Annotated in this window: 10 protein-coding genes; 9 read left to right on the top strand and 1 reads right to left on the bottom strand. The window is 63.8% G+C overall.

Annotated features, from left to right (window positions below):
- The first annotated feature begins 47 nt into the window (after positions 1–47).
- From FNA46_RS01850 to FNA46_RS01820, 7 genes are all read left to right on the top strand, one after another.
- A complete protein-coding gene (locus tag FNA46_RS01850; RefSeq protein ID WP_142880642.1) occupies positions 48–1,130 on the top strand; it encodes an ABC transporter ATP-binding protein in 1,083 nt (360 codons plus the stop codon).
- Positions 1,131–1,142: 12 nt separating this feature from the next.
- On the top strand, positions 1,143–2,213 hold the full coding sequence (locus tag FNA46_RS01845; protein ID WP_142880641.1) for an ABC transporter ATP-binding protein: 1,071 nt from the start codon (positions 1,143–1,145) through the stop codon (positions 2,211–2,213).
- Between the two features lie 2 nt (positions 2,214–2,215).
- Complete coding sequence (locus FNA46_RS01840) at positions 2,216–3,085, top strand: carbohydrate ABC transporter permease (protein WP_142880640.1); 870 nt, start codon at positions 2,216–2,218, stop codon at positions 3,083–3,085.
- A gap of 55 nt (positions 3,086–3,140) precedes the next feature.
- Complete coding sequence (locus FNA46_RS01835) at positions 3,141–3,977, top strand: carbohydrate ABC transporter permease (protein WP_142880681.1); 837 nt, start codon at positions 3,141–3,143, stop codon at positions 3,975–3,977.
- Between the two features lie 21 nt (positions 3,978–3,998).
- Positions 3,999–4,283: a DUF2160 domain-containing protein gene (locus tag FNA46_RS01830; RefSeq protein ID WP_142880639.1), complete on the top strand. Its 285-nt coding sequence runs from the start codon at positions 3,999–4,001 to the stop codon at positions 4,281–4,283.
- 80 nt (positions 4,284–4,363) lie between these two features.
- Positions 4,364–6,076 (top strand): ABC transporter substrate-binding protein, encoded by a 1,713-nt coding sequence (locus FNA46_RS01825; protein WP_425468655.1) that lies wholly within the window; start codon positions 4,364–4,366, stop codon positions 6,074–6,076.
- A 536-nt stretch (positions 6,077–6,612) separates the two neighbouring features.
- Complete coding sequence (locus tag FNA46_RS01820; RefSeq protein WP_246102781.1) at positions 6,613–8,457, top strand: heavy metal translocating P-type ATPase; 1,845 nt, start codon at positions 6,613–6,615, stop codon at positions 8,455–8,457.
- Between the two features lie 25 nt (positions 8,458–8,482).
- Here FNA46_RS01820 and FNA46_RS01815 read toward each other — a convergent pair whose 3' ends face one another.
- Entirely contained in the window at positions 8,483–9,385 is a 903-nt protein-coding gene (locus FNA46_RS01815; protein WP_142880637.1) for a LysR substrate-binding domain-containing protein, read from the bottom strand.
- 99 nt (positions 9,386–9,484) lie between these two features.
- Between FNA46_RS01815 and FNA46_RS01810 the strand changes: the two genes are divergently transcribed.
- Positions 9,485–10,966 carry a carboxylesterase/lipase family protein gene (locus FNA46_RS01810; RefSeq protein WP_142880636.1) on the top strand — a complete coding sequence of 494 codons (1,482 nt, stop codon included), beginning with the start codon at positions 9,485–9,487 and terminating at the stop codon, positions 10,964–10,966.
- Positions 10,967–10,997: 31 nt separating this feature from the next.
- A complete protein-coding gene (locus FNA46_RS01805) occupies positions 10,998–12,203 on the top strand; it encodes an MFS transporter (protein ID WP_142880635.1) in 1,206 nt (401 codons plus the stop codon).
- Positions 12,204–12,526: the final 323 nt, after the last annotated feature.

The following is a 12,526-nucleotide window of genomic DNA, read 5'->3' as shown; positions in this document are numbered from 1 at the left end:
AGATTCGCTTGCCGCCGGTTCGCCGGCACCTTTGGGAGGAGGATGGCATGCTTGAACTGCGGAATGTTTCCAAGTCCGTGGGTGTGTCCAGACACATCACCGATGTTTCGCTGACGCTCGAAAGCGGATCGCTGAACGTCCTGCTCGGGCCGACGCTGGCAGGAAAGACATCGCTGATGCGCCTGATGGCGGGACTGGATGTGCCGACGGCCGGAACGATCCACGTGGATGGCCAGGATGTCACGGGCGTGCCGGTTCAGCGGCGCAACGTGGCGATGGTCTATCAGCAATTCATCAACTACCCGTCTCTGACGGTCTATGAGAACATCGCCTCACCGCTGCGGGTGAAGGGTGTCGACAGGGCAACGATCGATCGGGACGTGAAGCGGGCCGCCGAGCTGATGCGGCTGACGCCCTATCTCGACCGTACCCCTCTCAGCCTGTCCGGCGGCCAGCAGCAGCGAACGGCGCTTGCCCGGGCCATGGTCAAGCAGGCAAGGCTGGTGCTGCTCGACGAGCCGCTCGCCAATCTTGATTACAAGCTGCGCGAGGAACTGCGCGAGGAACTGCCGAAGATCTTTGCCGAGACCGGGGCGATCTTCGTCTATGCCACCACCGAGCCGCAGGAGGCCCTGCTTCTGGGCGGCAACACGGCGGTGATGCATGAAGGGCGGATCGCGCAGTTCGGCCGCACGATCGAGGTCTTCCGCCACCCGGTCAATCTGACAAGCGCCAGAACCTTTGCCGATCCGCCCCTGAATACGCTGAGCGTGCACAAGACCGGTGATCTCTTCGCCCATGGCGGGCTGCTTTCGGTGCCGGTACCTGACACGCTCGCCCATCTGCCGGACGGCGCCTACACGATCGCGCTGCAGCCGCATCACCTCGTCGTCGAACCAGAGGGGGCGGCCCTGGTGGCGCTGGATGCCAGGGTCGACGTGACCGAGATTACCGGCTCGGAAAGCTTCATCCACGTGGCCTTTGCCGATGCCCGCTGGGTCATCCTTGCCGCCGGCGTGCTGGAATACGATCCCGAGCAGGTGATCCGGCTCGGCTTCGACCTGAGGAACCTGCTGATCTTCGGTGCAGACGGCCATGCCGTGGAACACCGGACCGCCAAGGCTGCGTAAAGGAGACGGGACATGGCAGAAATAAGCTTCGACCGACTTCGCCACGCCTATCGCCCCAATCCGCAAAAGCCCGAGGATTTCGCCCTCCGCGAGATCAACCATGCCTTTCGGGACGGCGGCGCCTATGCGCTGCTCGGCCCCTCCGGCTGTGGCAAGACCACGCTGCTCAACATCATCTCCGGCCTCCTCGAGCCCTCGCACGGGCGACTGATGTTCGGCGGGCGCGACGTGACGCACCTGTCGACGCAGGACCGCAACATCGCCCAGGTGTTCCAGTTCCCGGTCGTCTACGACACCATGAGCGTTTATGAGAACCTGGCCTTTCCGCTGCGCAACCGCGGTGTCGATCCGGCCGAGATCGACGTGAAGGTGCGCGAGACGCTGGACATGATCGGGCTCTCGGAACGCGCGCACCGCAAGGCGCGCCGTCTCACCGCCGACCAGAAGCAGAAGATCTCGCTGGGGCGCGGGCTGGTGCGGGCGGATGTCAACGCCATCCTGTTCGACGAGCCGCTGACAGTCATCGATCCGCACATGAAATGGGAGCTGCGCTCGCAGCTGAAGAAGCTGCACCGCCGCTTCGGCTATACCATGATCTACGTCACCCACGACCAGACCGAGGCGCTGACCTTCGCCGACGAGGTGGTGGTGATGTATGAGGGGCAGGTGGTGCAGATCGGCACGCCGGCCGAACTGTTCGAACGGCCCATGCACACCTTCGTCGGCTATTTCATCGGCTCGCCCGGCATGAATCTCATGCCGGTGGAGGTCAGTGGCGAGATCGCGCATATCGGTCCGCACGCCGTCACGCTGCCGGGGGCTGCCCGCAGCCTGCCGGCCGGCCGCACGGATCTCGGTGTGCGGCCCGAATATACCCGGATCAGCGAGACCGGCATTCCCGTACAGATCCGCAAGGTCGAGGATGTCGGCCGCCACCGCATCGTGCGCGCGCTCCTGGAGGGCCGGGAAATCGCGGCACTTGCCGACGAAAGCGAACCGCTGCCGGCCACGCCGCATGTGCAGTTCTTGCCCGGTGGCATCAACCTCTATGCCAATTCGTGGCGCGTCGAACTCGGAGCCTGACGATGGACAAGACCTGGAACAACAAGGCGTGGTTCTTCGTGCTGCCGGTGCTTCTGCTGGTGGCCTTCTCTGCCGTCATCCCCCTGATGACGGTCGTCAACTATTCGGTCCAGGATACCTTCGGCAACAACGAGTTCTTCTGGGCCGGAACGGAATGGTTCCAGCAGGTGCTCGCTTCGGACCGCTTCTGGGAATCCATGGCGCGCAACCTGCTGTTTTCGGCCATCGTGCTGGCCATCGAGATCCCGCTCGGTATCGTGATTGCGCTCAACATGCCCAAGCGCGGCATCGGCGTTCCCGTCTGCCTCGTGCTGATGTCGTTGCCGCTGCTTATTCCGTGGAACGTGGTCGGCACCATCTGGCAGCTGTTTGCCCGCACCGATGTCGGCCTGTTCGGCTCTGTCGTGACCTGGCTGGGCTTCGACTACAATTACGGCCGCGACACGCTGGATGCCTGGTTCACCATCGTGCTGATGGATGTCTGGCACTGGACGAGCCTTGTCGTGCTGCTCTGCTATGCGGGCCTGATGTCGATCCCGGATGCCTATTATCAGGCCGCCAAGATCGACGGCGCCTCGCGCTGGAGCGTCTTCCGCTTCATCCAGCTGCCCAAGCTCAATCGCGTGCTGCAGATTGCCATCCTGTTGCGCTTCATGGACTCCTTCATGATCTATACCGAACCCTTCGTCGTCACCGGCGGCGGTCCGGGCAGCGTCACGACCTTCCTGTCCATCGACCTCGTCAAGATGGCCGTCGGCCAGTTCGACCTCGGCCCGGCCTCGGCCATGTCCATCATCTACTTCCTGATCGTCCTGCTGGTGTCCTGGGTGTTCTACACCGTCACCACGCAGCCCGATGAAGATCGCGCCTGAGGAGTTCCGCATGACGCATGACACCCAGACGATGGCTCCCTTTCCGGTCGATGCAATGGCGAAGGCACACAGCATTCACAGCCGCCGCGCCCGCCGGTCGTTCCGCTGGCTCATTCCGACGGCTTATGTGCTGTTCCTGATCATCCCGATCTACTGGCTGGTCAACCTGTCGTTCAAGACGACCAACGAGATCCTGAGCGGGCTCAGCCTCTGGCCGGAACAGCCGACGCTGCGCAACTACATGGTGATCTTCACCGATCCCTCCTGGTACGAGACCTACTTCAATTCCATGACCTATGTGGTCATGAACACGGTGATCTGCATCGTGGTGGCGCTGCCGGCGGCCTATGCCTTCTCGCGCTACCGCTTCCTTGGCGACAAGCACCTGTTCTTCTGGCTGCTGACCAACCGCATGGCGCCGCCGGCCGTGTTCATCCTGCCCTTCTTCCAGCTCTATTCGGCCTTCGCGCTGATCGATACGCATATCGCGGTCGCCATCGCCCACTGCCTGTTCAACGTGCCCCTGGCGGTGTGGATCCTCGAAGGCTTCATGTCGGGCGTGCCGAAGGAAATCGACGAGACCGCCTATATCGACGGCTATTCCTTCCCGCGCTTTTTCGGCCGGATCTTCATGCCGCTGATCGCCTCCGGGGTCGGGGTCACCGCCTTCTTCTGCTTCATGTTCTCCTGGGTGGAACTGCTGATCGCCCGGACGCTGACAACGACAGATGCCAAGCCGATTGCCGCCGCGATGACGCGCACCTCGTCTGCCACCGGCTTCGATTACGGCGTGCTGGCGGCGGCCGGCGTGCTGACCATCATTCCAGGCGCGCTCGTCATCTGGTTCGTGCGCAATCACATCGCCAAGGGCTTTGCCCTGGGCCGCGTTTAGGAAACGGGGAGGATCAAGACCATGATCGATCTCAGCTGGATGGCCTGGACCTGGGAGACGGCGGCCTTCTTCATCTCGATAGCGGTGCTGCTGGTTGGCATGGGCGTGTGGGAATATGTCTCGCCCGGCGGCAGCCCGCGCTACGGCATCCTGCGCATGACCACGACGCGCGGCGACCGCCTGTTCATTTCGCTGCTCGGCAGCGCGTTCATCAATATCGCATGGCTCGGTCTCGTGGGTCCGAGCCTGTGGTGGGCCCTCGCTCTCTCGGTTGTCTACGCCATCGGCGTTTTCCGCTTCGTGTAGTGAGGTATGCCGGCGGCGGGACGTCGCCGGGGAGGGGTAGTCGTGCAACGCAATGGGAGGAAAACATGCGGAAGCACATAATGGCATCGGCAAGCATGATTGCGCTGGTTCTGGCGGCGGGATCCGCCTTCGCCGGCATGGAGGAGGCCAGGAAGTTCCTGGACAGCGAGATCAAGGACATGTCCGTCCTGGACCGCGCCGCGCAGGAAAAGGAATTGCAGTGGTTCGTGGACGCGGCAAAGCCCTTCCAGGGCATGTCGCTGCGGGTCGTTTCGGAAACCATCACCGCGCATGACTACGAATCGAAGGTGCTGGCGCCGGCCTTCGAAAAGATCACCGGCATCAAGGTCACCCATGACCTGATCGGTGAAGGCGATGTCATCGAGAAGCTGCAAACGCAGATGCAGTCCGGCGAGAACGTCTATGATGCCTATGTCAACGATTCCGACCTGATCGGCACGCACTGGCGCTATCAGCAAGTGCGCAACCTCACGAAATGGATGGCAGGCGAAGGCAAGGACGTCACCAATCCCGGCCTCGACCTGAAGGATTTCATCGGCACGTCGTTTACGACAGCACCGGATGGCGATCTCTACCAGCTGCCGGACCAGCAGTTCGCCAACCTCTACTGGTTCCGTTACGACTGGTTCAATGACCCGAAGAACAAGGCCGATTTCAAGGCCAAGTACGGCTATGACCTCGGTGTTCCCGTCAACTGGTCGGCCTATGAGGACATCGCCGAATTCTTCACCGGCCGCGAGATCGGCGGCAAGAAAGTCTTTGGCCACATGGACTATGGCAAGAAGGATCCCTCGCTCGGCTGGCGCTTCACCGATGCCTGGCTTTCCATGGCCGGCAATGGCGACAAGGGCATCCCGAACGGCAAGCCGGTGGACGAATGGGGCATCAAGGTTGACGAGAAGTCACGCCCTGTCGGCTCCTGCGTTGCCCGCGGCGGTGACACGAATGGCCCGGCGGCCGTCTACTCCATCGCCAAATATTTGGAATGGCTGAAGAAATACGCCCCTCCGCAGGCCCAGTCCATGACCTTCTCCGAAGCCGGCCCCATTCCGGCGCAGGGTGAGGTGGCCCAGCAGATCTTCTGGTACACCGTCTTCACCGCCGACATGGTCAAGCCCGGCCTGCCCGTCGTCAACGCGGACAATTCGCCGAAGTGGCGCATGGCCCCGTCGCCGCACGGCGTCTACTGGAAGGAGGGCATGAAGCTTGGCTACCAGGACGTCGGCTCGTGGACGATCCTGAAGTCGACGCCGCTCGACCGCTCCAAAGCCGCCTGGCTCTATGCCCAGTTCGTCGTATCGAAGACGGTCGACCTGAAGAAGAGCCATACAGCGATCAGCTTCGTGCGCCAGTCGACGCTCGACCATCCGAGCTTCACCAAGCGTGCGCCGGAGCTTGGCGGTCTGGTGGAATTCTACCGCTCGCCCGCCCGCCTGCAGTGGTCGCCGACCGGCACCAACGTGCCGGATTATCCGAAGCTTGCCCAGCTGTGGTGGCAGGCGATCGGCGATGCGGCGGCCGGCACCAAGACCCCGCAGCAGGCGATGGATTCGCTCTGCGCCGAGCAGGAAAAGGTCATGGCCCGCATCGAGCGTGCCAAGGTTCAGGGCGATCTGGGCCCCAAGCTCGAGAAGGAGCACGACCTGCAATACTGGCATGACGACGCGGTGAAGAAGGGTAACCTTGCCCCGCAGCTTGCCATCAAGAACGAGAAGGAAAAGCCGATCACCGTCAACTATGACGAGCTGGTGAAGAGCTGGACCAAGAAGTAAGTCGCCCAGGACGCGGGTGGTCGGCATTCCGGTGCCGGCCACCTGTCCGCGGGCTGCCCCACGATGCGGGCGCAACAGGCATGACGTGACGGCGGTCTGCCGACCCTGACCCTGCATTCTGGTTGATGTCGAGCGCCCGGGCGCGGGCCTTCCTTCGGTAGCATTTTGCGCCGAAGATCTTCCCTCGTCGGGACGCCATGACCGGTATCGGTGGCTCGCCTGCCGCGTGCCGGGGCTCCTTCGCTTGCCGAAGCCTGTCTGTCGGTGGGAGGCAATCCCCTCTCTCAGTGGAAATAGCCTTTTTGCCTGATCGGGCACCTGCTGCACATTCATCTGGCGTTTGACATGGGTTCGAACGGACGCGATGGATTGGGGCTATTCTTGGACTCTGCCGGGTTCGCATTGGGCCCGATAGACGCCAGATTGCCTTGGTTTCATTTGTCTTGTCGGGACAGCGATCCTCCTTTTCCGGACAAATGTCAGGCGCGATCGCTCCGATTCACGGATGCCGCCGAGGGGCGCGCAGGAAGGTGCCAATGTCCTTGCATGTCGCGGAATTGATGCGTCGCCAGCAATCGCGGATCCTGATCGGCATTGCTGCGGCGGGGCTGGTGGCCGGTGGCGTCCTGGTCTCGAACGGGCAGGCGATTGCCGCAGGCTGGGCCTGGTCTGCGGCGACCGCGCCCGTGCTTGCCGGCCTGTTCGTTCAGATCATCCTCTCGCTGCGTCGGGGCGATGTCGGCCTCGATATCGTGGCGGCGCTGTCGATGTCGGCAGCCCTTGCCTTCGGCGAGCCGCTTGCGGCCAACGTGGTGGCAATGATGTATGCCGGTGGACAGGTGCTGGAGGATTTTGCACAGGGGCGCGCCCGCCGGGAGATGACGGCGCTGATGGGCCGGGTGGCGCAGACCGCGATGCGTTTCGAGGGGGAGGGGCTGCGACAGGTGGCGATCGCCGCGATCTGTCCGGGCGACCGCCTGCTGATCCGCCAGGGCGATGTGCTGCCGGTCGACGGGCGCGTGGGCAGCGCGGTGGCCGTCCTCGACCTCTCGGCGCTGACGGGCGAATCCCTGCCGCAGACGTTTCAGGAGGGGGCTGAGGTGCTGAGCGGTTCGGCCTGTACCGGTGCGGCCTTCCAGCTTGTGGCGATCCGCCCGGCCGCCGAAAGCACCTATGCCGGCATCGTGCGGCTGGTCGAGGCGGCGCAGGTCAGCAAGGCGCCGATGGTGCGCATGGCCGACCGCTATGCCATCGGATTCCTTGCGCTGACGCTCGCGATTGCCGCGGTGACCTGGCTTCTGACCGGGGATGTCATCCGCGTACTCTCCGTTCTCGTCGTCGCCACGCCCTGTCCGCTGATCCTTGCAGTGCCCGTCGCGCTGATCTCGGGCATGTCGCGCACGGCGCGCATGGGGGTGCTGGTCAAAGGGGGTGGCGTGCTGGAGGCGTTGTCGCGGGTCAGAACGGTGATCCTCGACAAGACCGGAACGGTGACGCACGGGCAGGCGGTCATCACGGATATCCGCGCACGCAAGGACTTCGAGGCAGCGGAGATCCTCAGAGCGGCCGCCAGTCTCGACCAGGCATCGGGCCATGTGGTCGCGGCAGCGCTGGTCAAGGCGGCCGAGGCACGGGGCTTTGCCCTGTCTGCACCGGCCGATGTGGTGGAAACGCCTGGCCGCGGCCTTGCGGGGCGGGTGGAGGGACGGCGTGTTGCCCTCGGCGGCATTGATTTTGTGACCGGGCATACCGCAGAGGCAGCGCCGGATGACCTTCTCGAAGGCATCGACCCCGGCGCGCTGACGGTGGCTGTGGCGATCGAGGGCAGGCTTGCGGGCCTCATCCTGCTGCAGGACCAGATCCGCGCCGATGCTCGGCCGATGCTCGATGCCTTGCGGCAGACGGGCTGTCGGCGTCTCGTGCTTGCGTCAGGCGACCGTGGCGACATCGTGCGCTCGGTTGGTGAGCAACTGGGGTTTGACCGCGTGCTTGGCGATCTCTCGCCCGAAGCCAAGGTGCTCGCCGTGCGCGATGAAATCCCCAACGGCCCGGTGATGATGGTGGGCGATGGCGTCAATGACGCACCCGCCCTTGCCGCCGCTGACGTCGGTGTGGCCATGGGCGCGCATGGCACGGCCTCCTCATCCGAGGCTGCCGGTGTCGTGCTGCTGGTGGATGAACTTGCACCGCTGGTGAAGGCCATGGCGATTGCCCGCCGCAGCCGGGCGATTGCGCTGCAAAGCGTGGTCGCAGGCCTCGGCCTGTCGCTGGCCGCCATGGCGCTGGCAGGCTTCGGCTATCTTCCCCCCGTGGAGGGTGCCCTCACGCAGGAGGCGATCGATGTGGCGGTGATCCTGAACGCCCTGCGCGCGCTTCGATGATGCCATCTCCGTGTGTCCGCCATTGTCATGCCGACATCAGTTTCGGAAGGCGTTCCAGAAGCAGATTGAGAAACTGCCGGGCAGCGTTCGAAAGCGCATTCGAGCTCGGATAGACCGCGTAGATCGTGACGGGGTCTGGCGCCCAGTCTTCCAGCAGCGGGATCAGCTGCTTTTCATCGAAGGGGCGACGGCAGAGCGCGACTGGCAGGGAGGCGATGCCGAGGCCTTGGCGTGCTGCACTCAGCAGCGCGCTCGGAAGCGTCGTGGTGAATACCGGTGCAAAGCGATGCGTCTGCACGTGTCTTCCCTTGCGAAACCGCCATTTCCATTCGGTGCCCCGACTGCCAAGCCCGATGCAGCGAAGCCCCTGCAACTCTTCCGGGCTCTTTGGAATGGCACGCCCTTCCAGAACATCCGGGCGCGCCGCCAGAATATAGGGTGCGGTCATGATCTTGCGTGCCACGAGACTGGTATCGGCAAGCGGGGTAAAGCTCGGATAGATGGCAAAATCGGCCATGGTTTCGCGCGGGTCGAAAATGCCCATGGTCTCCTCCAGATGCAGGCGGACATCCGGTACGGAGGCGGCGAATTCCACGGCGAGCGCATCAACGATGGCCGTGCCGATGACGGGTGGGCAGACCACATGCAGCACACCGGTCGGATAGGCCCGCGCCCGCTCGGCCAGCGCGAGAACCTTGTCCGCCTCGTTGGCGAGACGCACGCAGTGCTGATAGCACTCGGCACCGAAATTCGTCAGCCCGAAGCGGCGGCTGTCTCGATGATAGAGCGGCAGGCCAAGCCGGGTCTCCAGCTCGCCCACCCGCCGTGCCAGCGTTGACTTGGCAACGCCGAGACGCCGCGCCGCAGCGGATATGCCGCCGCATTCCACAACCTTTCGAAACAGATACATGTCATCAAGGCCATTCATTTCTGTCTCTTTTTCGGGACGATAAGATCCTGAATATAGAACACACGGACGAGAAAGTCGTGGCTATTATCCAATAACCCAAATGGATGGATCACGCCCATGCTGACGACAAACCATATCACTCTTGAAACACCCTTCGGCTCCCTGAGGGGGATCCGGCAGAACGACATCACCAGTTTCCATCGCGTTCCCTATGCAAGCCCCGCCACCGGCGAGCGTCGCTATGCGCTGCCTGGCGAACCCATGCGCTGGGAGGGCGTGCGCGATGCCTTCGATACCGGACATGTTGCCCCGCAGCTGCCGTCCCGGCTCGATGCGGTGATGGGTGTCTATCCGATGCAGATGGATGAGGATTGCCTGCATCTCGACATCTGGTCGCCCGTAGCACCGGATGCCTCTGCACCTGTTTTGGTCTTCCTGCATGGTGGCGCCTTCATGACCGGCGGCGGGTCGCTGCCCTGTTATGATGGGGCGCTGCTGGCGAAGAACAGCGGCTGTGTCGTCGTCACCGTCACCTATCGGCTGGGTCCGCTCGGCTTTCTGTCCCAGCCGGGCTTTGCGCCGACCAATCTCGGCATTCGCGACCAGATCGCTGCGCTGCGCTGGGTCCGGCAGGCCATTGCGTCCTTCGGTGGCGATCCGCAGGCCGTGACGGTGGCCGGCCAGTCCGCGGGCGCCTACAGCATCGCCGCGATGCTCGCCAACCCCGTCTGCAAGGGCCTTTTCCAGCGGGCGATCCTGATGAGCGCACCGCTGGGGCTGAAGTTGCGCAGGGCGCAGGAGGCGCCTCCGGTCGCCCGTGCCATGCTGCAGGCGCTAGGGCTCGCTCCCAACGATCTCGAGCAACTGCGCACGCTGCCGGCAGAGCGCTTCCTTGAGGCATTGCGGCTGCTGCAGCAGAACCTGCCGGCCTCGCCGGTGCCCGGTGATGTCGCGCCGCCCTTCATGCCGGTCATTGATGGTGACGTGATCGCACGTGACCCGATCGATGCGATCCTCGACGGGGAGGGGGCATGGTGTGACACGATCATCGGCATCACCCGCGAGGAATATGGCTCCTTCGCACTGGGCAACCCGCTGTTTGCCGGTTTCACCGAGGAAAACCTGCAGGCCGAGTTTGTCCGCGTGTTCGGGGAGGGGGCCGGTCAGGCACTGGCTGCGGCGCGTGCCCGCCGCGCGCCTTCCCGGCCTGGCGCCATCCTGGCAGACCTGCGCGCCGACGAATCCTTCAGTGCACCGAGCGCTGCCTTTGCCGATGCCCAGGCCCGTCACGGTGCGCGCTCCTACATGTATCAATTCGACTGGCAGGCGCCCCTGGCGGACCTGGGCGCCTGCCACTGCCTCGACCTTCCTTTCCTGTTCGGCAATATCGAGACCTGGACCGGCGCGCAGGCGGCTTCGGTGATCGGTGCGGACCCTGCCGAACTGGGGGACCTGTCGCGCATCTTCCAGGGTGCCCTGATGCGCTTTGTGCGCACCGGTTCGCCTGAAGCCGAAGACCATCCGGCCTGGCCGCCCTATGGGGCAAACGGTACGCGACTGCACTTCGACAGGAGGGTGCAAGCCTACGCAAGCATCTGACGTCATTCATAAAAACAGAGAGGGGAATGACATGAGAGACAATGACAGGACTGCCATCGGCAAGGAGCCCGTGCTTGCCACGATGCTCCTCTGCTTCCTGATCGTGACACTTGACGGCTTCGACACGATCTCAATCACCTTCGTTGCCCCGATCCTTGCAAGGGATTGGGGCATGGCGCCCGCAGCCATGGTTCCGGTGTTTCTGGCCACCAGTGTCGGGGCCGTCATCGGCTATATGGCCTGCGGGCCGCTGGCCTTGCGTTTCGGCACGCGCTCCCTGGCGCTCGGCAGCGTGCTTCTGTTCGGGCTGGGCTCGCTTGCCACGGTGCTGGCAAGCGACATTGTCAGTCTCACCGCCCTGCGCTTCATTACGGCGCTCGGTCTCGGCGGCGCTTTGCCCGTTGCGATTTCCAGAGCCGCCGACCTGATGCCGGGACGCAGGAGCGCAACGGCCGCTATGATCATCGCGACCGGCATTTCCGCAGGGGGTGTCCTCGCCGGCATTGCCGGTGGTCCACTGATGGCGCATGCCGGCTGGACCTCGATTTTCATCGTCGGCGGTGTCCTGCCGCTTCTGCTGCTGCCTTGGATTGCCATCGCCATTCGCGATGACGGAGCGCGCCTACGGCACGCCTCGGGCGGCAACGCCGTCTCCGCGCTGTTTGGCAAGGGGCTGGGCGGTGCCACGGCAATGCTTTGGCTGTTTGCCTTCCTCGTCTTCCTGATTGCCTATGCATTGACCTCCTGGCTGCCGACACTGGCGTTGCAGATCGGGCTCGCCCCGGAAAAGGCACCGGCCGTTGCGGCGGCTTTCGCCATGGGCGGCCTGATCGGCGACGTGCTGCTGATCCTGCTTTCGGCCCGCGTCCACACGGCGACGACCCTGCTGGTTTCCGCAACCCTTGGTCTTGTCGGGGTGCTTCTTTTCGGACTGGTCGGCGTCTCCGAGGCGGCGATCATGCCGCTGGTGATCCTGATCGGCATGGGGTTCATTCCCTGTTGTGTGGCGCAGAGCGCGCTGGCCGTTGCCCTCTATCCGGCCGCGTTGCGCACCACCGGCATTGGCTGGGCGGCCGCCATGGGACGGCTCGGCTCGATTGCCGGTCCGGGTGTCGGCGGCCTCGTTCTGGCCTCCGGCTGGCCCCCGCAGCAGATCGTCCTGACTGCGGCCATCCCGGCGGTTGCAGCCATCCTGCTGCTTCCGGCCTTCGTGAAAAGCGCCCGCGCCACAACCTGACCCAGCATCAGGGCCGTTGAGGGCCGACCGAGGCCTGACGATGCTGCGTGGCAATCTCTGCTATGGTACCCGCTAAGAGATCTTTCCTCCGACGCGGAAAGATCGTGGCCCGCCGTGTGGTGTAGCTTGGGCAACCGCCGGGTCTTTCGGAGAGAACCGGGAATGTGTCAGCCTGTCGCTTTCAGGCTGATGATCGGATGATTGCTCATCGTGCGATTCATTGCGGCGTTCTTGCGAGTGATAACCCATTGGTATCATTCGCAAGTCGCACTTGAAAATGGAATCTGCCCCTCCCACTTGTGCTGTGGCGGAGGAGTTGGAAT

This window comes from Affinirhizobium straminoryzae (genome assembly GCF_007004135.1).
GTDB lineage: Bacteria > Pseudomonadota > Alphaproteobacteria > Rhizobiales > Rhizobiaceae > Neorhizobium > Neorhizobium straminoryzae.
Note: the sequence above shows the minus strand (reverse complement) of the source record. Positions and strands in the feature narration are given on the sequence as shown.

Excerpts from the sequence above, each read along its gene's own strand:
- FNA46_RS01850 (WP_142880642.1), top strand. The coding sequence starts at position 48 with ATGCTTGAACTGCGGAATGTTTCCAAGTCCGTGGGTGTGTCCAGACAC.
- FNA46_RS01845 (WP_142880641.1), top strand. The coding sequence starts at position 1,143 with ATGGCAGAAATAAGCTTCGACCGACTTCGCCACGCCTATCGCCCCAAT.
- FNA46_RS01840 (WP_142880640.1), top strand. The coding sequence starts at position 2,216 with ATGGACAAGACCTGGAACAACAAGGCGTGGTTCTTCGTGCTGCCGGTG.
- FNA46_RS01835 (WP_142880681.1), top strand. The coding sequence starts at position 3,141 with ATGGCGAAGGCACACAGCATTCACAGCCGCCGCGCCCGCCGGTCGTTC.
- FNA46_RS01830 (WP_142880639.1), top strand. The coding sequence starts at position 3,999 with ATGATCGATCTCAGCTGGATGGCCTGGACCTGGGAGACGGCGGCCTTC.
- FNA46_RS01825 (WP_425468655.1), top strand. The coding sequence starts at position 4,364 with ATGGCATCGGCAAGCATGATTGCGCTGGTTCTGGCGGCGGGATCCGCC.
- FNA46_RS01820 (WP_246102781.1), top strand. The coding sequence starts at position 6,613 with ATGTCCTTGCATGTCGCGGAATTGATGCGTCGCCAGCAATCGCGGATC.
- FNA46_RS01815 (WP_142880637.1), bottom strand. The coding sequence starts at position 9,385 with ATGAATGGCCTTGATGACATGTATCTGTTTCGAAAGGTTGTGGAATGC.
- FNA46_RS01810 (WP_142880636.1), top strand. The coding sequence starts at position 9,485 with ATGCTGACGACAAACCATATCACTCTTGAAACACCCTTCGGCTCCCTG.
- FNA46_RS01805 (WP_142880635.1), top strand. The coding sequence starts at position 10,998 with ATGAGAGACAATGACAGGACTGCCATCGGCAAGGAGCCCGTGCTTGCC.